Annotated in this window: 20 protein-coding genes; 13 read left to right on the forward strand and 7 right to left on the reverse strand. The window is 66.8% G+C overall.

Annotated elements, in window-relative coordinates:
- From AC1RU4_RS06705 to AC1RU4_RS06725, 5 genes are all read left to right on the forward strand, one after another.
- Complete coding sequence (locus AC1RU4_RS06705; protein WP_492890273.1) at positions 1 to 1,449, forward strand: TrkH family potassium uptake protein; 1,449 nt, start codon at positions 1 to 3, stop codon at positions 1,447 to 1,449.
- A 22-nt stretch (positions 1,450 to 1,471) separates the two neighbouring features.
- Positions 1,472 to 2,332 carry a D-amino-acid transaminase gene (locus tag AC1RU4_RS06710; RefSeq protein ID WP_492890274.1) on the forward strand — a complete coding sequence of 287 codons (861 nt, stop codon included), beginning with the start codon at positions 1,472 to 1,474 and terminating at the stop codon, positions 2,330 to 2,332.
- A gap of 150 nt (positions 2,333 to 2,482) precedes the next feature.
- Positions 2,483 to 2,734 carry an RNA chaperone Hfq gene (gene hfq / locus AC1RU4_RS06715; RefSeq protein ID WP_213351732.1) on the forward strand — a complete coding sequence of 84 codons (252 nt, stop codon included), beginning with the start codon at positions 2,483 to 2,485 and terminating at the stop codon, positions 2,732 to 2,734.
- On the forward strand, positions 2,731 to 4,134 hold the full coding sequence (gene hflX, locus AC1RU4_RS06720; RefSeq protein WP_492890275.1) for a GTPase HflX: 1,404 nt from the start codon (positions 2,731 to 2,733) through the stop codon (positions 4,132 to 4,134). The genes hfq and hflX overlap by 4 nt, the downstream gene beginning before the upstream one ends.
- 37 nt (positions 4,135 to 4,171) lie before the next feature.
- A complete protein-coding gene (locus tag AC1RU4_RS06725; RefSeq protein WP_492890276.1) occupies positions 4,172 to 5,509 on the forward strand; it encodes a nucleotide sugar dehydrogenase in 1,338 nt (445 codons plus the stop codon).
- Between the two features lie 15 nt (positions 5,510 to 5,524).
- On the opposite strand, the gene AC1RU4_RS06730 is transcribed toward AC1RU4_RS06725, so the two are convergent.
- On the reverse strand, positions 5,525 to 6,481 hold the full coding sequence (locus AC1RU4_RS06730; protein WP_492890277.1) for a polysaccharide lyase family 20 protein: 957 nt from the start codon (positions 6,479 to 6,481) through the stop codon (positions 5,525 to 5,527).
- Between the two features lie 121 nt (positions 6,482 to 6,602).
- Between AC1RU4_RS06730 and AC1RU4_RS06735 the strand changes: the two genes are divergently transcribed.
- The 8 genes from AC1RU4_RS06735 to AC1RU4_RS06770 all read left to right on the forward strand — a co-directional run bounded on the left by AC1RU4_RS06735 (position 6,603) and on the right by AC1RU4_RS06770 (position 18,107).
- Positions 6,603 to 9,359, forward strand: a complete 2,757-nt coding sequence (locus AC1RU4_RS06735) for an ABC transporter transmembrane domain-containing protein (protein WP_492890278.1) — start codon at positions 6,603 to 6,605, stop codon at positions 9,357 to 9,359.
- Complete coding sequence (locus AC1RU4_RS06740; protein ID WP_492890279.1) at positions 9,356 to 9,865, forward strand: cyclic nucleotide-binding domain-containing protein; 510 nt, start codon at positions 9,356 to 9,358, stop codon at positions 9,863 to 9,865. The genes AC1RU4_RS06735 and AC1RU4_RS06740 overlap by 4 nt, the downstream gene beginning before the upstream one ends.
- Positions 9,866 to 9,953: 88 nt before the next feature.
- Positions 9,954 to 11,609 (forward strand): 2Fe-2S iron-sulfur cluster-binding protein, encoded by a 1,656-nt coding sequence (locus AC1RU4_RS06745; RefSeq protein WP_492890280.1) that lies wholly within the window; start codon positions 9,954 to 9,956, stop codon positions 11,607 to 11,609.
- A gap of 64 nt (positions 11,610 to 11,673) precedes the next feature.
- On the forward strand, positions 11,674 to 13,485 hold the full coding sequence (locus tag AC1RU4_RS06750; protein WP_492890487.1) for an ABC transporter ATP-binding protein: 1,812 nt from the start codon (positions 11,674 to 11,676) through the stop codon (positions 13,483 to 13,485).
- Between the two features lie 35 nt (positions 13,486 to 13,520).
- Entirely contained in the window at positions 13,521 to 15,407 is a 1,887-nt protein-coding gene (locus AC1RU4_RS06755; protein WP_492890281.1) for an ABC transporter substrate-binding protein, read from the forward strand.
- 3 nt (positions 15,408 to 15,410) lie between these two features.
- Positions 15,411 to 16,409 (forward strand): ABC transporter permease, encoded by a 999-nt coding sequence (locus AC1RU4_RS06760; protein ID WP_492890282.1) that lies wholly within the window; start codon positions 15,411 to 15,413, stop codon positions 16,407 to 16,409.
- Positions 16,406 to 17,590 carry an ABC transporter permease gene (locus AC1RU4_RS06765; RefSeq protein WP_492890283.1) on the forward strand — a complete coding sequence of 395 codons (1,185 nt, stop codon included), beginning with the start codon at positions 16,406 to 16,408 and terminating at the stop codon, positions 17,588 to 17,590. The genes AC1RU4_RS06760 and AC1RU4_RS06765 overlap by 4 nt, the downstream gene beginning before the upstream one ends.
- A gap of 16 nt (positions 17,591 to 17,606) precedes the next feature.
- Positions 17,607 to 18,107: a class I SAM-dependent methyltransferase gene (locus tag AC1RU4_RS06770; protein ID WP_492890284.1), complete on the forward strand. Its 501-nt coding sequence runs from the start codon at positions 17,607 to 17,609 to the stop codon at positions 18,105 to 18,107.
- On the opposite strand, the gene AC1RU4_RS06775 is transcribed toward AC1RU4_RS06770, so the two are convergent.
- From AC1RU4_RS06775 to AC1RU4_RS06800, 6 genes are all read right to left on the reverse strand, one after another.
- Positions 18,089 to 20,038 (reverse strand): glycosyltransferase, encoded by a 1,950-nt coding sequence (locus AC1RU4_RS06775; protein ID WP_492890285.1) that lies wholly within the window; start codon positions 20,036 to 20,038, stop codon positions 18,089 to 18,091. The two genes, AC1RU4_RS06770 and AC1RU4_RS06775, sit on opposite strands and share 19 nt — an antisense overlap.
- Positions 20,035 to 21,156, reverse strand: coding sequence for a glycosyltransferase family 4 protein (locus AC1RU4_RS06780; RefSeq protein ID WP_492890286.1), 1,122 nt, complete (start codon positions 21,154 to 21,156; stop codon positions 20,035 to 20,037). The genes AC1RU4_RS06775 and AC1RU4_RS06780 overlap by 4 nt, the downstream gene beginning before the upstream one ends.
- Entirely contained in the window at positions 21,153 to 22,466 is a 1,314-nt protein-coding gene (locus AC1RU4_RS06785; RefSeq protein WP_492890287.1) for a glycosyltransferase, read from the reverse strand. The genes AC1RU4_RS06780 and AC1RU4_RS06785 overlap by 4 nt, the downstream gene beginning before the upstream one ends.
- Before the next feature lie 4 nt (positions 22,467 to 22,470).
- On the reverse strand, positions 22,471 to 23,751 hold the full coding sequence (locus tag AC1RU4_RS06790; RefSeq protein ID WP_492890288.1) for a glycosyltransferase family protein: 1,281 nt from the start codon (positions 23,749 to 23,751) through the stop codon (positions 22,471 to 22,473).
- Positions 23,752 to 23,972: 221 nt separating this feature from the next.
- Positions 23,973 to 24,797 (reverse strand): nucleoside triphosphate pyrophosphohydrolase, encoded by an 825-nt coding sequence (mazG, locus tag AC1RU4_RS06795; RefSeq protein WP_492890289.1) that lies wholly within the window; start codon positions 24,795 to 24,797, stop codon positions 23,973 to 23,975.
- Positions 24,798 to 24,887: 90 nt separating this feature from the next.
- Complete coding sequence (locus tag AC1RU4_RS06800) at positions 24,888 to 25,697, reverse strand: MBL fold metallo-hydrolase (protein ID WP_492890290.1); 810 nt, start codon at positions 25,695 to 25,697, stop codon at positions 24,888 to 24,890.
- Positions 25,698 to 25,712: the final 15 nt, after the last annotated feature.

Raw genomic sequence — 25,712 nt, forward strand, 5'->3', positions numbered from 1 at the left:
ATGATCGCGCTCGCCCGCTATGGAGCGACCGCCGCCTGCGCACTGGCGGCCTTCCTGCTGGTAGCTGCCGCTGGCGCGCTGGTCAGGGGCGACGGCGGTGCGGCGGCGTTTCTGGCGACGGCGCTGCTCACCATCTTCGGTGCCGGCTCCGTCTATCTCGGGCTGCGCAACATCAAGGCGCGGCTGGACCGGCTGTCCTCCTTCGCCCTGCTGCTGGTGCTGTGGCTGGCCTTGCCGGTCATTGCGGCCTTTCCGATCGCCGCGACCACGCCGCTCACCTTCGTCCAGGCGTGGTTCGAGGCGGTGTCCGCCTTCACCACCACCGGTGGCGGACTGATCCATGAAATCGAGCCCCTGCCGCGCGTGACGCTGGGCTGGCTGCTGACGCTGCAATGGGCCGGCGGACTGCTGACGCTCGTCGGCTTCGTCGCCGTGCTGGGTCCGGCCGGGGTCGGAGGGCTGCCCGACCATGCCGCCCGCAGCCATCTGCTGCGGCAGAGCGAGGCGACGTCGATCTCCGATGCGCTGCGACAGGTGCTGCCGGTCTATCTCGGGGCGACGGTGCTTTGCACCATCCTGCTCTACGCGGTCGGGGTACAGGTCTTCGACGCCATCGGCCTTGCCGGCGCCGCGCTGTCGACCGGCAGCCTTCTGCCCGATGCCGACGGCATCACCGCCTACCCGCATTTCGGCGTCAAGCTGGTCATGATCCTGTTCATGCTGGTGGGTGGCACCAGCGTCCTGTGGCATCGGCTGATCCTCGCCCGCCGCTTCCGCCTGGCCCTCGGCCAGCAGGAAAATGTCGGCGTCCTGCTCGCCAGTCTTGCCATCGGCATCCTGGCCGCCGCCGTCTGGTACGCGACGCCGATCGGCCGGCAGTCATTGCCGCTGGCGCTGGAGGATGGGCTTTTCACCGGCGTGGCCCTGGTGACGACCACCGGCATCGAGCCGCATGCCGGGGCGATTTCGGCCCTGCCGCTCAGTCTGGTGCTGGTGGTCATCTTCATCGGCGGGGCGAGCTTCTCCTCGGCCGGCGGCATCAAGATCTACCGCGCCGGCGCAATGGCGCTGCAAGGCTCGCTGGAACTGAGGCGGCTGGTGCATCCCAATGCCGTCCATGCCCGGCGCCTCGGCCAGCAAAGCATCTCGATGCAGATGATGAAGGCGATCTGGCTGTGCTTCGGCAGCGCCTGCACCATGATCGCGGCGCTGACGGCAGCCCTCGCCCCCGCCATGCCGAGCTTCGAGGCGGCGCTGGTCGCCATCGTGGCGGCGACGAGCAATGTCGGACCCGTCTATTACGCCGGCTGGTCGGACAGTGTGGCCTGGCCGGAATGGACCAGCCTGCCGGCCTACGCCCAGCTTATACTGGCCGCAGCCATGATTCTCGGGCGGCTCGAAATCCTCGTCGTGCTGGGTCTGGTTCACTTCGCCTTCTGGCGGCGGTAATTCGAGACCTCTTGAGGATAGCATGTCACGCGTGGCTTATGTGAACGGCCTTTATGTCCCCCATGCCGATGCCGCCGTGCATGTCGAGGATCGCGGCTATCAGTTCGCCGACGGCGTTTACGAGGTCTGCGAAATCCGCGGCGGACGCATGGTCGACGAGCGCCGCCATATCGAGCGCTTGCAGCGCTCGCTGCGTGAACTGCGCATCGCCATGCCGATGACGCCGGCGTCGCTGGGCGTCGTGCTGCGCGAGACCATCCGGCGCAATCGCGTGCGCGACGGCATCGTCTATCTGCAGGTGACGCGCGGGGTCGCCCGCCGCGATCATTATTTCCCGGCGCCGGACACGCCGCCGTCGGTTGTCGTCACCGCCCGTTCGTCGGATCCCGCGAAGACCGCCGCCCAGGCCGCCGGTGGCGGCGCGGTCATCACCGTGCCGGACAATCGCTGGGAGCGGGTGGACATCAAGACCATCGGCCTCTTGCCGAACGTGCTGGCCAAGCAGGCCGCCCGGGAAGCGGGCGCGCGCGAGGCCTGGTTCGTGCGCGACGGCGTGATCACCGAGGGCGGCTCCACCAACGCCTGGATCGTCACGGCGGCAGGCGCCATCGTCACCCGCCCGGCGGAGCATGGCATCCTGCGCGGCATCACCCGCACCGTGCTGCTGGAAGTGGCGAATCGGCTCGGGCTCACCGTCGAGGAGCGCGGTTTCACCCTGGAGGAAGCTTTTGCCGCCCGCGAGGCCTTCATTTCCTCGGCCAGCAACGTCGTCATGCCGATTGTCAGCATCGACGGGACGGCAATCGGCGACGGCCAACCGGGGCCGGTAGCCCGCTCGCTGCGCGATTCCTTCTATGAACTTGCGGAATTTGCCCGCAAATAGCGCAAAACCTCTTCACAGACGAATGCATCTTGCGCGATAGGCTTGGTGTGCGATGCTGATAAAGCATGCCGCCTTCGCCGCTCCCCGGACGGGAGCAGCGATTCAACGGCAGCCGCGCGGGCGCACCACACAAACAACGGATCAAAAAACATGGCCGCGGAACGTACGCAAAATCTTCAGGACACTTTCCTCAACCACGTCCGCAAGAACAAGACGCCGCTCACGATCTTTCTCGTCAATGGCGTGAAGCTGCAGGGTGTTGTCACCTGGTTCGACAATTTCTGCGTCCTGCTGCGGCGGGACGGGCACTCGCAGCTTGTCTACAAGCATGCGATCTCCACCATCATGCCCGGTCATCCCGTCCAACTCTTCGAGCCTGACGAGACCGGCGAGAAGGGTTGAGTTTGGAAACCAAGGATTCCCGGCGCTCGCCCGCCGGTTCCAGTTCGGGCCCGCTATCGACCGACGAGCCGACCGGCGACACCATGCGCGTCGTGGTGCTGGTGCCGCATGTCACGCGCCGGGCGAGCGAGGACGCAGAGCGCCGCCGCTCTCCCGAGGCTCGGCTCGATGAAGCGGTCGGCCTTGCCCTCGCCATCGATCTCGACGTGGTCTCCAGCCATGTCGTCGGCCTGTCCGCCGTGCGGCCGGCGACCTATCTCGGCACCGGCAAGGTCGAGGAGATCGCCGAGGACGTGAAGGCGCACGATGCCGGGCTGGTCTTCGTCGACGCGCCGCTCAGTCCCGTGCAGCAGCGCAATCTTGAAAAGGCATGGTCCGCCAAGGTCATCGACCGAACGGCTCTCATCCTGGAAATCTTCGGCCAGCGCGCCCGCACCAAGGAAGGCGTGCTGCAGGTCGAGCTCGCCCATCTGAACTACCAGAAGAGCCGGCTGGTGCGGTCCTGGACCCATCTGGAGCGCCAGCGCGGCGGCTTCGGCTTCCTCGGCGGCCCGGGCGAAACCCAGATCGAGGCGGACCGCCGCATCATCGGTGAACGCATCTACAAGATCGAGCGCGAGCTCGAGCAGGTGAAGCGCACCCGCGCGCTGCACCGCGCCAGCCGCAAGAAGGTACCGTATCCGGTCGTCGCGCTGGTGGGCTACACCAATGCCGGCAAGTCGACGCTGTTCAACCGGCTCACCTCCGCCAGCGTCATGGCGCAAGACCTGCTGTTCGCCACGCTCGATCCGACGCTGCGCTCGGTCAAGCTCGACACCGGCGACCAGATCATCCTGTCCGACACGGTGGGCTTCATCTCCGACCTGCCAACCCAGCTCGTTGCCGCCTTCCGCGCGACGCTGGAAGAGGTGATCGAGGCCGACATCATCCTGCATGTCCGCGACGTCTCACACGAGGACACGCAGGCCCAGGCCGCCGACGTCGCCGACGTGCTGCGCGGTCTCGGCGTCGACCCGGACGACGACCACCGGCTGATCGAGGTGTGGAACAAGATCGACCGCCTCGACGAGGACGGCCGCACCCGCATCTTCAATTCCGCCGGGCGGCTGACCGGCGACGCGCACCCGATCCCCGTCTCCGCCCTGACCGGGGAGGGGCTGGACGAACTGCGCCTCGCCGTCTCCCGCCGCCTGTCGCGCGACCGCGTCACCCTGGCGCTCGATCTCGATCCCACCGATGGCGAGGGGCTCTCCTGGCTGTACCGCCACAGCGAAGTGCTGGATCGGCGCACCGGCGAGGGTGGCACTCTGCATCTGGTGGTGCGGGTGGCACCGGACCGAGCGGAAAACATCGAGCGCCGGTTCGGCGCCCGCCGCACCGGACGGCGGGGAGCGGCCTGAAAACCGCGCCGAGACCTTTCAACCGAGACGCTTGCCCATGACCACGCCCCCTCCCGCCGACCTCGACGCGCTGTTCCGTGCCCGGCGCGCCACCATCGGCATTGTCGGCCTCGGCTATGTCGGGCTGCCTCTGGCCCTGGTCGCCGCCGAGGCCGGCTTCGCCGTCGCCGGCTTCGACATCAATCCGCGCCGCGTCGAGGCCATCAATGCCGGCGAACAGGTGATCCGCTACATTCCCGCCGCGCGGATGGAAGCCGCGCTGGCGGATGGGCGCTTCCGGGCCACTGATGACTTCTCCAGCCTCGGCGCCTGCGACGCCATCATCATCTGCGTGCCGACGCCGCTGACCCGCCAGCGCGAACCGGACCTGTCCTTCGTTGCCGACACCACCCGCACCATCGCGGCGACGCTGCGGCCGGGCCAGCTCGTGGTGCTGGAATCGACCACCTGGCCCGGCACCACGGTGGAACTGGTGAAGCCGATCCTGGAGGCGACCGGCCTCGTCTCCGGCCGCGACTTCTTCCTCGCCTTCTCCCCGGAACGCGAGGATCCGGGCAATCCGAGCTACAGCACCGCCACCATCCCCAAGGTCGTCGGCGGCGACGGCGAAGCCGCAGGCGCACTGGCGCAGAGCCTCTACAGCCAGCTCATCAGCTCGGTGGTGCCGGTCTCCTCGACCCAGGCCGCCGAGGCGGTGAAGCTTACCGAGAACATCTTCCGCTCGGTGAACATCGCGCTCGTCAACGAGTTGAAGACCGTCTACGCCGCCATGGGCATCGACATCTGGGAGGTCATCGAGGCGGCGAGCAGCAAGCCGTTCGGCTTCATGCCCTTCTATCCCGGCCCCGGCCTCGGCGGGCACTGCATTCCCATCGACCCGTTCTATCTGACGTGGAAGGCGCGCGAATTCGACATCGAGACGCGCTTCATCGAGCTCGCCGGCCAGATCAATACCCGCATGCCCTACCTTGTTGTCGACCAGCTCGCCGAGGCGCTGGACCGCTTCTTCGGCCGCGGGCTCGCGGGCGCGCGCATCCTGGTACTCGGCACCGCCTACAAGAAGAACGTCGACGACGTGCGCGAGAGCCCGGCGCTGAAGCTGATGGAACTGATCGACGAGCGCGGCGGCCTGTGCGAGTTCCACGACCCGCATGTCGCCGCGCTGCCGCCGACGCGCCGGCATCCCCGACTGAGCGGCAAGGCGTCGATCGCGCTCGATGCCGGAGCGCTCGAAAGCTTCGAGGCGGTACTGGTCGCCACCGACCATGACGGCGTCGACTACGGGCTGGTCGCCGAGCATGCGAAGCTGGTTGTCGACACACGCAACGTCTTCGCCCGTCTGGGCCTGTCGCCGGCGAGGATGGTGAAGGCCTGAGCGCCGGACGCCCGCTCAGCGGATCTTGGCGCAGACCTCCGCGGGAGCGACATCGGTGCAGGAAGGCCCGCGGCGGAAGTCGTCGTAATAGATGCGCCATGTGTTGACGTCGCCGCCGCGATAGGGCCCGAACTTGAAATATTGGTGGTCGCCGAGTTGCGGCCCCTCATGTCCGATCTTGCCTTCGACGGTGACGATCCATTGGCCATTGGCGACGACGTCGATCCGCCCGTCGCCCCTGGGGCCGGGCTTCACTAGAAAGACGAAATCGATCCACCCGGAATCCGCCACCGGCAGCGTGCCGCCACGTGGCGTCACGCGCAGATCGGGCGTGCAGCCGGTGTAACCCGACGCTTCGGCGCTCGGCGCACCCGGTTCGATGGCGACGATGGAGCGGAACTGGTTGAACTCATCCGGCGGCGTGGCGGCGGCCTCCCCGGGTTTGCAGCCGGTGGGACGCTCCGGCGTGCCGATGTCCGCGAACGCGCCGGTATCGGTATCGACGGTGACCGCGATCCGCCCCTCCATCAGGCGCAAGGCGAGCAGGGGGCTGTAGTCGCCCATCGCGCCGGGATCGATCTCGCGCTTCCACTGCATCATCACGTAGCGATGGCGCTCGGTCGACACCGGCGGGGCGAGCATCATCGACAGCCCGTACCATATGGGTCGGCCGTAGATCGCCAGCACTTCCGGCTTCTCCCAGATCTCGGCCCGCTCGCTGCACAGCTCGTTGTCCGGTTTGCACAGAGGGCGCACCGACAGGTCGAGCGACTGCCTGCCGCCGCGCACCACCTTCGACTGGAACAGAACCGTGCCGGCACTCTGCTCGTGGTTGTGCTTGTAGTAGAGCCCGCCACCGGGGGCGAAATCCTCCGCTTCGAACCCATCGAAGAGCGGGGTGCCGCCCGGATCGGCCAGAGCCGGGGGCGTCAGCAGAGCGAGCAGCAGGGCGACGGTCGGGGCGGGGCGCATCTCACCGGGACTCGATTGTCATGCTAAGATCATAAAGTGGTGAAGCCGTCGGCGAGACGAACGCCCGCTCACTATCTAGGGCGATCAGATTATCCTTCAGCGAGAGAAGGCGCCAAGCGCATTGTCGGTCAATTTTTTCCGTTACGTCTGGATGTACAGCCGGCGCGAGCAGATCATCGTGCTGTTCTATGTCGTGGCGTCGCTGCCGTTCTACTGGTGGTCGCTCGACGTGCCCAAGCGCATCGTCAATGAAGGCATCCAGGGCAGCGTCTTCGAGCATGGCGTCACCCATGCCCGGCTGTTCGCCTTTACCCTTTCCATTCCGGACTTCCTGGGCGGCGGCAGCTATGTGCTGACCGACGGGATGATGCTCGCCCAATTGCCTTACCTGTTCGCGCTCAGCCTCGTCTTCCTGGCGCTGACGCTGATCAATGGCTGGTTCAAATACGTCATCAATATCCGCAAGGGCGTGCTGGGCGAGCGCATGCTGCGCCGTCTGCGCTTCGACCTGTTCGGGCTGGTGATGCGCTTCCGGCCGGAGGACATCCGCACGACCAAGTCGGCGGAAGTCACCAGCATGATCAAGGACGAAGTCGAGCCGATCGGCGGCTTCTTCGGCGAAGCCTTCATCACGCCGGCCTTCCTGGGGACGCAGGCGCTGACCGCGATGGCGTTCATTCTCGCCCAGAATTTGTGGCTGGGCGCGCTGGCCATCGGCCTCATCCTGGTGCAAGGCATCGTCATTCCGCATCTGCGCCGCGAACAGATCCGCCTCGGGCGCGAGCGGCAGATCGAATCGCGCATCCTGGCGGGACGCATCGGCGAGATGATCGAAGCGGCTCCGGCATTGCACAATTTCGGCGTGACCGGCCACAGCTCGGCGGAGATCGGCCATCGGCTCGGCACGCTTTTCGACATCCGCCTGCGGCTCTATCGCCGCAAATTCGCGGTGAAATACCTGAACAACCTGCTGGCGCAGCTGACTCCCTTCGTCTTCTACACGCTGGGCGGCTATCTCGCCCTGCAGGGGAAGCTCGACATCGGCCAGCTGGTGGCGGTCATCGCCGCCTATCGCGATTTGCCCGGACCGATCAAGGAGCTGATCGACTGGGACCAGCAGCGGGCCGACGTCACCGTCAAGTACGAGCAGGTGGTCAGCCAGTTCTCCAAGGACATCCTGCTGCCCAAGGAACAGGATGGGGCGGCGCCGACGATCGATGCCGATGCGCCGATCACGACGGTCGGCCTGCGGGTCGTCAACGGCCGCGGCATGGTTCAGCTCGACCGCATGTCGGTCGCCATCGATCGTCCGGGCCGTATCGCCTTCATGGGGCCGGCCGGGGGAGGGCGGGACATCCTGCCCAAGGTGGTCGGCCGGCAGATCACCGACTACCAGGGCAGCGTGGCCATCGGCGGTCACGAGATCGCCGCCATGTCGGACCGGGAAGCCAGCAGCATGCTGCTCTATGTCTCGAGCGAGCCCTTCATCATGTCGGGCTCGATCCGGGACAATCTCACCCTCGCGCTGCGTCGCGCCACCCCGAGCTTCGACGAGCGGGCGGAACGGACGGCCAAACAGCGCTATTGGCTGGAGGAGGCACGCCAGACCGACAATCCCATCATCTCGCCGGATGCCGACTGGATCGACTATGCCGCCATCGGCGCATCGAGCCCGGAGGACGTCGACGCGGCGATCAACAATGCCTTGCGCATCGTTCGCGGCTACGAAGACATCTTCCGCGTCGGCATGTCGAGCCGCCTCGGCGACAACGTGCCGCCCGATATCGCCGAGCGCCTGCTGTCCGCGCGACCGGCGATGTTGACGCGTTTCCGCGACCGCGGCCTCATCCAGTATGTCGAAGCCTTCGAGCCCGACACCTTCAACACCAGCGCCAGCATCGGCGAGAACCTGCTCTACGGTGTGGCGGTCGGCAATCGCTTCGCGCCGGAGAACATGGCGTCCGATCCGTTCATGCGCTCGATCATCGCCGCGGAGGCCCTGACCGCGCCGCTGACGGCGATCGGCATGAAGATGGTGGAGACGGTGGCAGACGTCTTCCAGGGCCTCGCACCCGACAATCCGCTGCGCGAGCGCTATTCCTTCATCGACGACGCCGAGATCGAAATGGTCTGGCCGGAGGTCCGCTCGGCCTGGCAGCGCGGCCAGCGCCGCCATCTCAGCGCCGAGATCCGCAACAAGCTGATGGGCTACGCGCTGATGTATGTCGAGCCGCGCCATCGGCTCAATCTGATCGACGACCGGCTGGTGGCGCGCGTGCTGCGGGCGCGGGTGAGCTTCCGGCAGTTCCTGCCGGCCTCCGATGCCAGGGATGTCGAGTTCTACGACGATGCGCGGCTGATGCCGGCCGCCTCGATCCGCGACAACCTCCTGTTCGGCCGCATTCGCTACGGCAAGGCGCATATGCGCGACAAGCTGCTCGCCGCGGTCGCCGAGGTGCTGAACGAGCACGAACTGGAGAGTTTCGTGGTGTCGAAGGGACTGGACCAGGAGGTAGGCCCCGGCGGACGCCTGATCTCGCCGCAGCAGCGCGTTACCGTGCAACTGGCCCGCGCCATGCTGCGCCGGCCCGATATCCTCGTCCTCGACGATGCATTGTCTAGCTTCTCGCCGTCCGAAGGCCATATGATCCTTCAGAACATCATGGCCGCCATGGAACGCAGGACACTGCTCGTCACCCAGTCGGGCGACGACGATGTTTCCTCTTTCGACATGGTGTTGAAGTTTGAGGGTGCTAAGTTCGTCGGGCTGGATCGCAACGGAAGCGCGAAAGCGCCTGCCGAGGCAGAGGCTCCCGAACCGCCATCGGGCGAAAACGCGGGCGACGGGGATCGTGTTCCTCAGGAGGTTGGGAAATGACTATCGAGGACGAAGTCAGATCGCTTCAGAAGTTCCGCATGTTCCACCATGTCGAGACGTCGAAGCTGAAGCTGCTCGCCATGGTCAGCGACCGGATCACCTTCCAGCCCGGCGAGGTGATCTACGACCAGGGCGGGCCGTCGGATGCAGTCTATATCGTGCTGGAGGGCCAGTTCGGTGTGTCGCTGCGCACGCCGGCGGGCGTGATCAACTTCGCCCAGCACGTGCGCGGTGCCATTCTCGGCGAAGCGGGGGTGCTGTGCGACCAGGTCCGGATGGTGACCATCACCGCCGAGAGCACCGTGGTGGCGCTCCGCGTCGACCGGGACGCGTTCCTGCAACTGCTGAAGGAGTCCCAGCCGTTCAATTTCGCGGTCATGCGCGAGCTCGGGCGGCAGATCATGGATCTCAACAATATCTGCGCCCAGCTCGTGCAGCAGCTCCCGCAGGGAGCGCCGGCCGTGGATGCCGGGCGCAACATCGCCCAGCCGCAGCACACGCATTGAGCATTTCATGTCCTCCGTTCCCGCTCCGTCCGCCGCACGCGACCCGGGCGTTCCGAGCAGCGATTTTCGCGATCATCCATGGGCGTGCATGACGCGCCTGTGGGCGGGCATCATCCTTTTCGCTTTCGTGTTTACCCATCTCCTCAATCACGCGGTCGGCATTTTCGGCATCGCCGCAATGGAACAGGCGCAGGAGTGGCGCTGGCTGCTGTGGAAGTCGCTGCCCGGCAGCATCCTGCTCTATGCCGCCTTCCTCCTCCATCTGATCCTCGCCAGCCAACGCATCCTGCGTCGCCACACATGGCGGATGCCGCGCGACGAGGCCTGGCAGATCGCCTCCGGCCTCGCTATTCCGATGCTGGCGGCCGGCCATGTGCTGGAGACACGGGTCGGCGGCTCCTGGTTCGGCGTCGACGAGAGCTATCATTCGGTACTCGCGGGCATGTGGCCGGCGCTGGCTTTCTCGCAGACCCTGCTGCTGCTTGTGACCTGGTCGCATGGCGTGATCGGCATCCATCATTCGCTGCGCTACCAGCGCTGGTATCCCCGCTGGCGCGTGACGGGGCTGGTGCTGGCGATCCTCATCCCGGTCATGGCGCTCGCCGGCTTCGTCGCCTCGGGCCGCGAGGCGGTGGCGAGGTTCGCCGCGAGTGCGAGGACGGACGACCAGCGCGCCGGTCTCGACCAGGCGCGGATGATGCTCGACAGCGGCCTCGGGGCCTTCGGCATCGGTCTCGCCGGCCTCCTCGGCTTCGCCTATGTGCGCCGGCGGTCGCGGGCGACGGTCACGATCACCTATCGCGGCTACGGCCCCGTCCAGGTGCCGCGCGGGGTCTCGGTGCTGGAAGCGAGCCGCATGCACGGCATTCCGCACCCGTCCACCTGCCGCGGGCGCGGGCGATGCTCGACCTGCCGGGTGCATATTCTCGCCGGCGCCAAGGGCCTGCCGGAGGCCTCCGGCCCCGAGCGCATGTTGCTGGCCCATGTCGGTGCCACCGAGAATGTGCGGCTCGGCTGCCAGCTGCGGCCCAATCACGATATCGGCGTGCGGGTCCTCATGCCGGTGCTCGGCCGCCCCACCGCCGATGTCGACACCGAAGCCAATGAATGGGCGCTGGAACGAAACGCCACCGTGCTCTGCCTCGACCTGCGGGCCTTCAACACCCTGACCCAGAACCGGCTGCCCTATGAGATCGCGGTGCTGATCAATCGCTTCGCCACCGAAATGACCCAGGCGGTCGAGAGCCACGGGGGCCATGTCGACCAGATGTATGGGGACGGCCTGCTCGCGGTGTTCGACACCGATGAGAATGTGGGTGCCGGCGCGCGTGCCGCGCTGAGCGCCGTCCGCGACATGAGCCGGGTGCTCGACCTGCTGAACGTGGAGATGCGCGGGGCGCTGCCGATCCCGATCCGCGCCGGCATCGGCGTCCACACCGGCCCCGTCATTCTCGCCCGCATCGGCGATGGCCTGCAGAATTCGGTGATGCGCGCGATCGGCTCCACCGTCGCGCTCGCGGTCGGGCTGGAAGCCGCGTCGAAAGAATTCCTTGCCGATTATGTGATCTCGGCCGCCACCGCCGACGCGTCGGGCTACGACTTCGCCAATCTCGGCATTCGCGATGCGGTGATCGATGCCCACAACACCACCGTGCGGTGCTATGCGATCTCCGATCGATCGGCGCTGGACAAGATCATGGCGCGCCCTGCTATGCTGCGGGTCCTGAACAAGGCAGGAGTATAGAAGCTTGGCGCCCGCGACATCCGAAGAGGTCCTGCGCATCGAGGATCTGCGCATTTCCTTCGAGATGCACGGACACCTCAACGAGGTCGTGAAGGGCGTTTCGCTGCGCGTTCCCGCCGGGCGGACCGTGGCGCTCGTGGGTGAATCCGGCTCCGGCAAGACCGTCATCTCGCAGGCGGCGATGGGGCTGCTGCCCCGCAACGGCGTGATCAGCGGCGGACGCATCCTGTTCAGCGACCCGCTGAAGAACGGCAAGGTGGTCGATATCGCCGCCCTGCCATCGGACGGCACCAAGATGCGCAAGCTTCGCGGCGGGCGCATCGGCATGATCTTCCAGGAGCCGATGTCCTCGCTGTCGCCGGTGCATACCATCGGCAGCCAGATCGAGGAGGCGCTGCAGCTGCACCGCCCGCATCCTCGCAAGGAGGCGCGGGCGGTCACCGAGAAGATGCTCGGCCTTGTCGGCTTCCGCGATCCGCCACGCTCCTACGAGCGCTACCCGTTCGAACTGTCGGGCGGGCTGCGCCAGCGCGCCATGCTCGCCATGGCGCTCATCTGCCATCCGGCGCTGCTAATCGCCGACGAGCCGACCACCGCGCTGGACGTCACCATCCAGGCGCAGGTGCTGAAGCTGATGAAGGAGCTCCAGCGCGACATCGGCATGGCGATCCTGCTGATCACCCACGATCTCGGCGTGGTCGCCAACATCGCCGACGAGGTCGTGGTGGTCTATCGCGGCGAGGTGATGGAGGCCGGCACCGTCGACGACATCTTCCGCCGTCCATCGCATCCCTATCTCAAGGCGCTGCTCAAGGCGTCGCCGGACTTCGACATGAAGGAAGGCGAGCGCCTGGTGGCGCTGCGGGAGGTGGCCGCAGCCGCGCCGTCCCGAACCAAGCCCAGCTTCGACGGCAACAGCGCGCCGCTACTGAGCGTGCGCCACCTGCGCAAGACCTATGGGTCGAAGAGCGGCGGCAGCGTGGTGGCGGTCGACGATGTCAGCTTCGACATCGGGCGCGGCGAATGCCTCGGCCTCGTCGGCGAGAGCGGATCCGGCAAGACCACGGTCGGCAACATGATCATGCGCGCCCGCAAGGCGGATTCCGGCGAGGTCGTGTTCCATGGGGAGGCCGGACCGGTCGACGTGCTCGGCCTCAATTCCCATGCGCTCAAGGGCTTCCGCCCGCATATGCAGATGATCTTCCAGGACCCGGTCAGCTCGCTGTCGCCGCGCATGACCGTACTGGACATCATCCGCGAGCCGATGATCATCCAGGGGCGCGGCGACGCGGCCTATCACAAGCGACGCGCGGTGGAGCTGATGCACGCCGTCGGCCTCGATCCGCGCTTCCTCAGCCGCTATCCGCACAGCTTCTCCGGCGGCCAGCGCCAGCGCATCGGCATTGCACGGGCGCTGGCCCTCGACCCCGACCTCATCATCTGCGACGAACCCGTCTCGGCGCTCGACGTCTCGGTGCAGGCCCAGATCCTCAATCTCCTCAAGGATCTGCAGGCTTCGCTCGGGCTCACCTACCTGTTCGTCTCCCACAATCTCGCGGTGGTGCACTACATGGCCGAGCGCATCGCCGTCATGGCCCGCGGCCGTGTCGTCGAGATCGGCCCGCGCCACGCCTTGTTCCGCAACCCGGCCCATCCCTATACGCGGTGCCTGCTCAAGGCGGTGCCGCTGCCCGATCTCGACCGCAAGCTCGATTTCGATCTCGCCATGTCCGGCGGCACCGCCTCCGATCCCTCGACCTGGCCGGCGGAATTCCGCGGCGGCGAGGGCGGAACCCTGTGCATGATCGATCTGGGTGGCGGACATAGCGTGCTGGCCGCCGAGCGCTGCACCGTCGCCGATATTCGCAGCGCATAGGGGTCGTCATGGGGCGCGGTGGAATTCTGGCTCTGATGGTCGCCCTCGTCGGCACCGGTTTCGCCATGGCGGCGCCTGCCACGAATCCACCCGAACCGCCGATGCTGCGCACCGATGTCGACATCGATCAGATGCCGGCGCTGCCCGACCGCTTGCCGGAACATCCGCGGGTGATCGACCTCACGGCCATGGGCCGCCAGCCCGGCCGCTATGGCGGCACCGTCCGCATGCTGATGGGCGACCAGCGCGACGTCCGGGCCATCAGCATCTACGGCTATACCCGCCTGGTGGTCTTCGACCTGGCGGGCAAGATCGTCCCCGACATCCTGGAAAAGGCCGATGTCGAGGACGGGCGCATCTTCACCCTGCACCTGCGCAAGGGACACAAATGGTCGGACGGCTGGCCCTTCACCAGCGAGGATTTCCGCTATTGGTGGGAGGACATGGCCAATGACGAGCGGCTGAGCCCCGGCGGGCCGCCGTTCCAGCTTTTCGTCAACGGCGAGAAGGCCAAGTTCGAGGTCCTCGACGAGACGACCGTGCGCTACAGCTGGAGCCAGCCGAACCCCGCCTTCCTGCCGGCGCTCGCCGGCGCCCAGCCGCTCGAGATCTTCACGCCGGCGCATTATCTGCGCCAGTTCCACCAGCGCTACGCCGACCCCAACAAGCTCGGCGCGCTGATCAAGCAGGAGCGCGTGAAGGATTGGGGTGCGCTGCACGACCGCATGGCGCGCTCCTATCGGCCGGAAAACCCGGAACTGCCCATGCTCGGCCCCTGGATTCCCCGTACAAAGCCGCCAGCGGAATTTTTCGTGTTCGAGCGCAACCCGTTCTTCCACCGCGTCGACGAGCGTGGCTGGCAGCTGCCCTATGTCGATCGCATCACCCTGTCGATCGGCACCAGTTCGCTGATTCCGGCCAAGGTGGGCGCCGGCGGCGCCGATTTGCAGGCCCGCTACCTGCGCTTCGACAATTACACGTTCCTGAAGGAAGGGGAGCAGCGCGGCAATTACACCGTCCGCCTGTGGGAGCGCGGGGAGGGCGCCTATGTCGCTATTTTCCCCAATCTCAATGTCAAGGATCCCGGCTGGCGGGAGGTGCTGCGCGACACCAATGTCCGCCGGGCGCTCTCCATCGGCATCAACCGGCGCGACATCAACCAGGTGATCTTCTTCGGGCTGGGCCATGAGGGGGCCAACACCGTGCTTCCCGGCAGCACGCTCTACGATTCCAAATATGACCAGGCCTGGGCACAGTATGACCCGGCGCTCGCCGACAAGCTGCTCGACGCCGCCGGGCTGTCCAGGCGCGACGAGGATGGCATCCGGCTGCTGCCCGACGGCCGGCGCGCGGAGATCACCATCGAGACCTCGGGCAACAGCACCGAGGAGACCGATATACTCGAGCTGGTTGCGTATGACTGGGCGAAGATCGGCATCAAGCTGTTCACGCGGGCGACGCAGACCGACCTGCTGCGGCGCAGCGTCAGTTCCGGCCACGCGATGATGACGGTGTGGCCCGGTCTCGACAATGCCATTCCGAGCCCGGACATGTCGCCGGACGGCCTCGCGCCGTCGAACTCCATGCAGTTCCAGTGGCCGCTCTGGGGCCAGTATGTCGAGAGCGGCGGCCGCGATGGTGAGAAGCCCGACATGCCGGCGGCGCTGGAGCTGGTCGCCCTGCAGAAGCGCTGGCGCCATTCGGTGACGGAGGAGGAGCGGCAGGCGATCTGGAAGCGCATGCTGGAGATCAATGCCGACGAGGTCTTCACCATCGGCATCGTCAACCGCGCCTCGCAGCCGGTGGTCGTCTCCAACACATTGAAGAACGTGCCGGAAGTCGGCATCTACAGCTTCGAGCCGGGCGCCTATTTCGGCGTCTACATGCCCGACACGTTCTGGTTCGACGACGGGAAGGAATGAGCGATGCTGCGCTATGTCGTCCGTCGAATCCTGATCATGATACCGACGCTGCTGATTACCAGCGCGCTGATCTTCACCGTCATGCAGCTGCCGCCCAGCGACTATTTCGAAACCTATGTCGCTGAGCTGGCGGCGCAGGGCGAGCATGCCGACATGAGCCGGGTGGAATTCCTCAAGAAGGAATACGGTTTCGATAAGCCATTGATCGAGCGCTATTTCCTATGGGTCACCGGCTTCGTGCAGGGTGATTTCGGCTACTCGTTCGAATATGAGATGCCGGTGCGCGACGTGGTCGGCGAGCGGCTGGCGCTTACCGTGCTGGTCTCGTTCTGCACCATCCTGATGACATGGATCGTCGCCTTCCCGATCGGCATCTATTCGGCGACCCATCAATATAGCTGGGCGGATTACGGCCTCACCTTCATGGGCCTGATCGGCATTGCCGTGCCGCATTTCCTCCTGGCGCTGATCTTCATGTATTTCGCCAATGTGTGGTTTGGCCTGTCGATCGGCGGCCTGATGGACCCGGTCTATTTCAACCAGCCGATGAGCTGGGCGAAGGCGCAGTCGATCCTCGCCCATTTGTGGATTCCGGTTCTGATCATCGGCGCCGGCGGCACCGGCTCGATGGTCCGCTCGATCCGCGCCAACCTGCTCGACGAATTGCAGAAGCAGTATTACGTCACCGCCAAGGCCAAGGGCCTGCCGCCCGGCAAGGCGCTGGTGAAATACCCGCTACGCATGTCGCTGAACTTCTTCGTCTCGCATATCGGCGATGTGCTGCCCTCGATCGTCTCTGGCTCGGAGCTGACCGCCGTGGTGCTGTCGCTCCAGACGACCGGCCCGCTGCTGCTGCGCGCGCTGCAGAGCCAGGACATGTATCTGGCCGGCTCCTTCCTGCTGTTCCTGTCGTGCCTCACTGTGGTCGGCGTGCTGATCTCCGACATCGCGCTCGGCTTCCTCGACCCGCGCATCCGCCTGCAGGGAGGCGCATCGAAATGACGGCGAACGTCTCCGCCCTGCCGCCGCCCGGCGCGCCGCTCGCCCATTACGTCGCCGAAGGGGTGTTCGATCCCCATCGGGCCGATACGCTCACCAAGGCGCAGGAGCGCGTCTATCTCGCCTCGCAGCTCACGCTGATGTGGTGGAAATTCCGCAAGCACCGGATGGCGTTGGCCTCGGGCATCTTCCTGCTGCTGCTCTACGCCTCGATCCTGATCAGCGAAATCCTTGCGCCCTACAATTACCAGACCCGCCACACCGACTTCATCCGCACACCGCCGCAAAGCGTTCATCTATTCCATGAGGGGCGCTTCATCGGGCCGTTCACCTATGGCCTGACCGCCACGCTCGACATGAACAACCTGAAGCGGAACTACAGCGAAAACACCCAACAGGTTCATCCAATTCGATTTTTCTGCCAAGGCGACGGCTACAGATTCTGGGGCCTGTTTGAAGCGAACTTTCACCTGATGTGCCCGGGCGAGGGCGGAACGCTGTTCCTGCTCGGTTCCGACCGGCTGGGCCGCGACATGCTCTCGCGCATCATCTACGGGGCACGGATTTCGCTCACCATCGGCCTCATCGGCATTCTGGTGAGCTTCACGCTCGGCATCGTCATCGGCGGCCTCGCCGGCTATTACGGCGGCATATTCGACCTGATCACCCAGCGCGTCATCGAGGTGGTGCAGTCGCTGCCGCATATCCCGCTCTGGCTCGCGCTGTCGTCGATCATGCCGCCCAGCTGGAGCCCGATCCTGGTCTATTTCGGCATCACCATGATCCTCGGCCTGATGGACTGGACCGGGCTCGCCCGTGCCGTGCGGTCCAAGCTGCTGTCGCTGCGCGAGGACGACTATGTCGTTGCCGCCCAGCTGATGGGGGCGGGCACGCCGCGCATCGTGTTCCGCCATCTGGTTCCGGGCTTCATGAGCCATCTCATTGCCGCCGCCACCATTGCCATTCCGAGCATGATCCTTGGCGAGACGGCGCTGAGCTTCCTCGGCCTCGGCCTGCGCCCGCCCATCACCAGCTGGGGCGTGATGCTGAACGAGGCGCAGAACATCAACATCGTCGTGCTTTATCCCTGGCTCATCCTGCCGGTGGTGCCGGTAATCGCCGTCATCCTCGCCTTCAATTTCCTGGGCGACGGGCTGCGCGACGCCGCCGATCCCTATCGCTGAACCGCCGCGGGCACGCATGTCGACCGTTTCCCGTCTCGAAAAGACGCTGTTCCGCCTGCAATCGCAGCATGCCTGCCTCGCCTGGGCCTTCGAGGAAATAGCCCATCGGTCGGGGCCGGTGGTGGAACTCGGGCTCGGCCTCGGGCGGACCTTCGACCATCTGCGCCGCCACCTTTCCGGCCGCGACATCTATGTGTTCGACCGGATCAACGGCGCCTATGCCGATTGCCAGCCCGACCCCGCCCTGCTCATGCTCGGCGAGATCGAGGAGACGCTGCCGCCGCTGCACCACCGGCTCGCCGGCAAGGTTGTGCTGGCGAATTCCGATCTCGGCTCCTTCGACCGGGAATCGAACCGGCGTGTGGCGGATATGTCGGCACGGCTGCTGCCGCCGATCATGGCGCCCGGCGGTATCGTCATGTCCGATCTGCCGTTGCGCCTCGACGGCTTCGACACCGTTCCGCTGCCGGTCGGCGCCTTGGAAGGCCGCTATTACCTCTACCGACGCCCGGCTTGAGCGCCCAGCGCCGGATCCTCCGCCAGCATCTCCGAGATCGCCACGAAGCGAACCGCGCCCGACCCGAGCAGCCGATCGACCAACTCGTCGAGAAAGCGGTCGATCCAGCCGTCATGCACCAGGTGATGGGTGAGCAGACCGATCGGCTCCAGTTCGCCCGGCCGCGCTGCCAGCTCGTCCTCGATCAGATCCACGAGACGATCCAGCAGTTTCGCCTCATCGGCGAGCCCGCCGCCGCGACGCCACGCAATGGGGTCGAGATGGGTGTTGAACTGCACCATGCCCGGAGCCGCGTAACGGCTAAGGCGTCGGTTGAAGGTCGACAGGGCATGATAGCCGCAGCCGGGCAGGGCGCTGGCGAATGCCAGGTCGACGCGGTTCCAGGGTGGGACGAATACCGGCTGCGCCTTGGAACCGAACAGCGCCTCGACGCGCCGCAGTCCCTCGACGGCCTGCGCCGTCATGACGTCGATCGGACGATGCGGGCCGAATTCGACCTTCTTCTCGCCGGTAGGTGCGTGATTGGCGTGGCTCCAGCCATGAACGAGAATGTCGACCGCGTCGATCGAGGCGACATGGCGCGCCAGGTCCAACGTCGTCCGTGCCGGAATCGCCGCCAGCGAGATCGGAATGCGGCGGTCGATGCAGCGGGCAAGCAGCCGGTCGAGTTCCCCGGTCGGCTCGACCGCATCGTCGTCGCGCCACCAGAAGCGCAGATGCCGTCCCGCCACCTGCGCGCGATGCAGGGCATCATCCAGCCGGTCGAGCGCATGGGCGCGGGCGGCCGACCGCGTGGCCGCCTCGCCGACCAATTGCACCGTGCGGCGCGCCCCATCCCGCGCGATGCCGGACCAGTCCGGGCGCGGTTGCTCCAGCAATTCGGCAGCCGCCATGGCGATGCTCTCGCCATCGGCATTTGCCGTCGGGATCACCCGTGCAAGGCCCCGGCGCTCCAGCTCGGCGGCGCGCAGCGTCTGCTCGCGCTCGCCGCCCTCGGCGAAGGGGACCAGCAGCGCGCGGGCGCCAGCGGCAGCGAGGTCCAGCACGGTATTGTACCCGGCCTGGCTGACCGACAGCGCCGCGCGATCGAGCAGCAGCGGAAAGTCCGGCCGGGCGCGCTCAACGGTCAGGTTCGGTGGCGCCGAGCCCTGCAGCCCGGCGAAATCGGCCTCCGGCACGCCGTGGCCGATGAGCAGCCGCCAGCGGCGCTCGGGCAGCCGCGCCGCGGCCGCGAGCGTCGCACGGGCAAGCGGCAGGCTGGCGGTCGATCCGCCGCCGGACACCACGATCTCGTCCCGCCCGTCGGCGCCGCCGTCGTCGAAAAGCCGGCCGCTGTCATGAAGATAGCCGGTGTCCTGGATTCGCCGCATCAGCTCCGGCGATGTCGGCCAGGAGGCGGCGAGCGGCACCACCTCGCCGTCTCCATGAAACAATACGCCGTCATAATAGGCCGCAAGCCGTTCCAGCGCCGATCGCGCCTTTTCCGGCCGGGAGGGCGGATTGAGGACATCGCGGATCGAGCTCAGCACCGCCGGACGCGGAACCATGGCGTGAGCGCGTTGCAGCACCGCATCGAACTCGCCGCGCAAGGCCCGGCGACCGAACGGATAGAGTTCGGTGATGAGAACATCCGGCCGGACGCGGTCGAACGCCGCGATCAGGGCTTCGGTGCGCGCGGCGAGATAGGCGGCATTCGCCGCACATCCGTCCGGCATCAGCAACGTGGCGAAGTCCGCGCCGACGCAATGGAGCGGCGGCAGCTGGACCATCTCGCAGCCACCGGTATCGATCGTCGCATTCGGCCTGCCGCCAGAGGCCAGCACCACCCGCCAGCCCTCTGCCGCCAGCGCGCGACCGAGCGCCGCCATGCGGGCGAGGTGCCCGACGCCGAGCAGATGGGTGACCACGATCAGGGCCGTTCCGGCGGTCATAGACGGTCTCCGGGAAGCGGAATGCCGGCCTGTCCGAAAGCCTGCCGAACGACCGCCGCCGCTGCCGGCAGGTCGCGTTCCTCGGCGATGAAGCGGGCCGCAGCCGCTCCCATCCGCGCGCGCCGATGCGGATCGTCGATGAGCTCGGCAAGGCGCGCCGCCAGCGCCGCGACATCGCCCGGCGGCGCCAGCAGGCCGGTCTCGCCGTCCCGCACCACGTCCGGGATGCCGCCATAGGCGCCGGCGACGCAGGGCAGGCCATGCGCCTGCGCTTCGAGATAGGCAGCGCCGAACGCCTCGTTGACGCCCGGCCAGACGAAGAGCTCGGCACTGGCGAGCAGGCGGCTGAGGGCAGGGCGCTCCACTACCGCGCCGAGAAAGCGCACCCGCGCTCCAAAGGCGGCGAACAGTGCCTCGACCTCGCGGCGCGCCGGCCCGTCCCCGACCACCGTCAGGCTCCAGGGTCGATCGACGAGGCGCCCGAGGCTATCGGCGAGTTGACCATAGGAGGCGAGCTTGTCGCCCGCGCGCATCATCGCCACGCAGATCAATCCCGGCTCCGTGCCCCGGCCGGGCGGCCGTGGTCCGGCCAGCGGCCATTCGCCGAGATCGAGGAAGGGCCGCAGATCGACGAGACGCTGATGCGCGGGACGCAGCCGCTCCAGCATCTCGCGGTCGAGCCGGGTGGGAGTGAGCACCAGATCGGCGCGATCGATCGCCACCTCGCTGAGGCGATGGCCTTCGGCATAGCTGCCCTGCGCCCGCTTCGGCGCGCGAGAAGCTTCGGCGATGACATAGGGCACGCCGAGCGCCGCCGCCAGGGCAGGGCCGATGAGATCCGGGGCCTTGTAGTAGACGTGGTAGGTGAATACGCAGGCGACCGGATCGCCGCCCGCCTCCGCATCCAATATCCGCGCCACCTCGATCCGCGCCGCCTCCTGCATCCCCTCCCAAATGGCGGGGGAGGGCGTGGAAGTATGGGTGCGCAGCTGCGAAGCCAGCTCGACCTCATAGCCGAGCCGGCGCAGCAGCTTCATGAACAGCCGCGCAATGGTGCGCTCGCCCGACGGAACCGGATGGTCCGGCGGCTTGAGCGGCGCGAGGAACAGGACCCTCATGTCTCGCGCAGCGGAACGGCCAGCGGCCGCATCAGCGCATCGAGCCGCGCGATGCCGGCATCGAAGGAGAAGCCCTGGACCAGCCGCTCGCGTGCAGCCTGGCCCAGCCGCAGCCGCTCCGCCGGCGAGGCGATCAAAGCGGCGAGCGCTTCGGCCAGCTCCACCGGCGCGCGGGGCGGGACAAGCACGCCATTGACGCCATTCTCGATGAATTCCGGCACGCCGGCGAAATCGGTGGAAATGGCCGGCAATGCCTGCGTCGCCGCCTCCATCAACACGTTCGGCAGGCCGTCGCGGTCGCCGTCTCCGGCCGGCCGGCTCGGCAACACGAAGAAATCGGCCTGCCGCATCGCCTCCACCACCGCACCCTGCGCCTGGCTGCCGCGCCATTCGATGCGGTCGGCAAGGCCGAGCTGCGTCGCCTGCGCCTTGAGCGCGGCAAGCAGTTCGCCACCGCCAATATGAACCAGACGCCAGTTGAGCGTCGCCGGAAGCCGCGCCAGCGCGGCAAGGAGGTCGTCGAACCCCTTCTTCTCCACCGCCCGCCCAACCGCCAGCAGCCGTACCGGATGGACCGGGTCGCTGCCGTCCGCCGGCTCGCGGCCCTGCGGAGGCAGGGGGAAGCGGTCGAGATCGAGGCCGTGATAGACCAGCTCCACCCGCTCGCCGTCGCCCGTCGCCGCCACGCGCCGCAGTTCGGACCAGCCGTCACGGGTGCAGGTCACGCCCCAGCGCGCATCGGTAATCTTCTCGCGGCGCTCCCAGTCCGGGGTCGTCCAGATATCCTTGGCGTGGGCGGAGAACGAGAAGGACCGCCCGGTCAGCAGCGCCGCGTAGCGGGTGACCGAGGCGGGCGTGTGCAGGAAATGCACATGCAGATGGCCGATGGCGGGATCGACTTCCTGCGCCAGCACGAGCGCCTGCCCGAGGCGACGGACCCGGCTCGCCGAAAAGTCGCGGCGCAGATCGCGCAGGAACACCGGCAGCAACGACCTCCAGTCAAGCCGCCGCAGCGCATGGACGAAGCCGCGCGCCACACGGCGCGGATCGTCGCGCAGATATTCCGGGAGATAGAACAGCCGGGCGGCGATCTGCTCGTGCATCGGGTGGCGGTGGCGATCGGTCGGGCGCCGCAGCGACCAGATGTCGAACTCGTAGCCGGCGCGCTCCAGGGCGAGGATTTCCTGGGCGATGAAGGTCTCCGAAAGCCGCGGATATCCCTTGAGGACGATGGCGAGGCGAGGGGAGGCATCCTGCCCATGCCGGCTCTGCGCCGGTGCGGTGCCGTCGCCGTTGTTCTGCGTCGTCATATGGTCAGACCCCGACGCCGATCGCCGATCCGCTGTCATGGTCCGGCTTGCGGATATAGGGCTCGAGATGCCGGGAAATGTGGTCCAGCCCATCCAGCAAGCCCGGCATCGACACGTTGGACGGCGAAGGTTGATCGCGCAGCGCCGTCAGCGCGGCGGCCATCTGCAGCGGGTCGCGGGAAGTCGCGCCATGCTCCATCGGGTCTTCCAGCATGCGCACGAGGCCCAGATCGGCGGCGCGCGTGGCGCGGATGGTCTGTTCGAGGCGTGGGCGCGAGCGCGGCACCAGCAGGGCCGGTTTGTCGAGGGACAGGATCTCGCAGAAGGTGTTGTAGCCGCCCATGGCGACCACCGCCGCCGCCCGGTTCATCAGCCGCTCGATCTTCGGGTCGAAAACGATGGCGTCCACCTTGGCAAGCCGCTCGATACGCTGGAGAAAATTGCCGCGCTGGGTGTTCGACAGAAACGGCCCGAAGGCGATGACCGCGGGCAGGGGAATATAGGGGTCCGCCTCATAGGCGGAGATCACCCAGTCGATCAGCCCGGCGCCGTCGGCGCCACCGCCGGTGGTCACCAGGATGAACGGCCCCTTCGCCGAGCGGGGATAGCGCATGGTGGCGAGGCCGCCCGGCACCGAGCGGCGCAGATAGCCGGTATAAATGAGGCGCGAGCGCATTTCCGCCGGCAGCGGTATGCCGTCCAGCGGGCGGTAGAACTCCTCGAGGCCATAGACCAACACGTCGTCGTAATGCTCGGTGAGGGCGCGGATCGCTCCCTTGTCGTGCCACTCGACACGGATCGCCTCGGCACCGTCGAGCACGTCGCGGATGCCGATGACCCGCCGCGTACCCATATGGCCCATCAGCTTCAGCGTCGGCAGCAGTTCGCCGCGAAAGCCGGCCGGCTCCTTGTCGGCGATGAAGATGTCCGGGCGGAAGGCCTCCGCCGTCTGGCGGATCAGCGCCTCGCGGATCGCCGTGACCTGCGGCAGGCCGAGGCGCAGATTGGCGCTGGCATATTCGCCGTCCTCGCTCTTAGCGACGCCCGGCACATGCACGAAATCAATTCCCGGCGCGAAATTGAAGCTGCCGGCGAGCGCGGAACCGCAGATGATCAACACCGACAGGTTGTCGTGAGCCCCGACAAGCGCGTTGGCGATGGCGCGCGTGCGACGGATGTGGCCCAGCCCGTAGGTGTCGTGGCTGTACATCAGGATGCGGGCACTGCCCTTGCCCGACCTGCCCGCCTCCACGATCGCCGGCACCGGCGTACGAGGAAATTCCATCAAACCATCCACTCGCGAACTTCCGTCGGACTCATGCTAGGCGAGGCCTCTGCCATACGCCATCCCGGCCGAGCGGAGGCTGGCAAAATGGTAGGGCGGACCCGTCCGCTCTGTCGAGCGGCCTTGATCTGCCTAACGCAGATTCGATCAAATGTAGATGGCCGAACAAGGGGGATGGCATCCAAGGGGAGGGCATGCACATCCCGCCGCTCCCCGACGGCCTAGCCAAGCGATTTCGCATCCTGCCAGAGCTGCTCCATCTCGTCGAGGCTGGCATCGACCGGATGGCGGCTCTGTCCGGCGAGCGTATCCTCGATATGGGCGAAGCGCCGGGTGAACTTATCATTGGTGCCGCGCAGCGCCGCCTCCGGGTCGACGCCGAGGTGACGGGCGAGGTTTGCAACGGCGAACAGCAGATCGCCGACCTCGGCTCCGGCCGCGGCCCGGTCGCCGGCGCGGATCTCCACCTCGACCTCCTCGATCTCCTCGCGGATCTTGGCGACCACCGGCCCAGCGTCGGGCCAGTCGAAGCCGACCGATGCAGCCTTCTGCTGCAATTTCACCGCGCGGGTGAGGGCAGGCGAACCCACCGGCACTCCTGCAAGCACCCGATGTCCCTCGCCTTCGGCCGGCAGACCGCGCCGCGTCCGTCGCTCGGCACGCAGGCGCTTCTCCTCGACCTTGATCTCTCCCCAGGCGCGGTTGACGGCATCGACGTCGCGTCCGCGCTCGGCGCCGAACACATGCGGATGTCGGCGGATCATCTTGGCGGTGATCGCCGTTACCACGTCGCCGAAATCGAACAGGCCGCGCTCGCGCGCCATCTGCGCATGGAACACCACCTGCAGCAGCAGGTCGCCCAGTTCGTCGCACAGGTCCTCATAGTCGTCGCGGGCGATCGCGTCGGCGACCTCGTAGGCCTCCTCGATCGTATAGGGCGCAATCGAGGCGAAGTCCTGCTCGAGGTCCCACGGGCAGCCGGTACCGGGCGTTCGCAGGGCTGCCATGATCTCAAGCAGGCGTTCGATATCACGGGAGGGGGTCACTATTTTTCCGAGCCTCTATGAGTCGCAGAAGACATATTATGGAAAATAAATCGACATCGCAGGAGACACGCCTCGATACCCAGGCTTTTGTCAGGACGAGGCTATTTTGATTTTCATGCCATCGTGGGCCGGCACCACATTGGCGGGCAGCTCAGCGGCGAGGCGCCGATAGTCGAGGTCGGTATGCAAATTCGTCAGCACGGCGCGCTGCGGCTTCATCCGCTCGATCCAGCCGAGCGCCTCGCTCAGCGACAGATGCGTCGGGTGCGGTGCGTAGCGCAGCGCATCGATGATCCACATGTCCAGCCCCTCCAGGTAAGGCAGGCTTTCGGCCGGCAGGTCGTGGAGGTCCGGGCAATAAGCGAGCGAACCAAAGCGGAAGCCATAGGCGATGATGGAGCCGTGGAACATGCGGAAAGCCGTGGCCTCGATGACGCCGCCGGGTCCATCGATACGGATCGTGTCGCCGGCGGCAAAGCGATGCTCGACCAGGATCGGCGGATAGTCGCTGCCGGGTGGCGACTGGAAGCAGTAGCTGAAGCGGTTGTTCAGCATCGCGGACGTCTCGGCATCCATGAACACGTCGATGCGCCGGCGGTTCAGGATGGTGAGTGGCCGCAGGTCGTCGATGCCATGGGTGTGATCGGCATGTTCATGGGTGAACAGCACGGCGTCGAGCCGGTCGACACCGGCCTCGATCAGTTGCTCGCGCAGGTCCGGGGAGGTGTCGATGAGCACCCGGGTGACCGGACCGCCCTCGCCGTCCGAGCGCTCCACCAGCACCGAGCAGCGCCGCCGCCGGTTGCGCGGCTCGGTGGGGTCGCAGGCGCCCCACCCCTGTCCGACCCGCGGCACGCCGCCGGAAGAGCCGCAGCCGAGGATGGTGAAGGTGAGGGCCATGGCGATGTCGGAACG

The sequence above is a fragment of the Ancylobacter sp. GW821-FHT10E12 genome, from assembly GCF_058809335.1.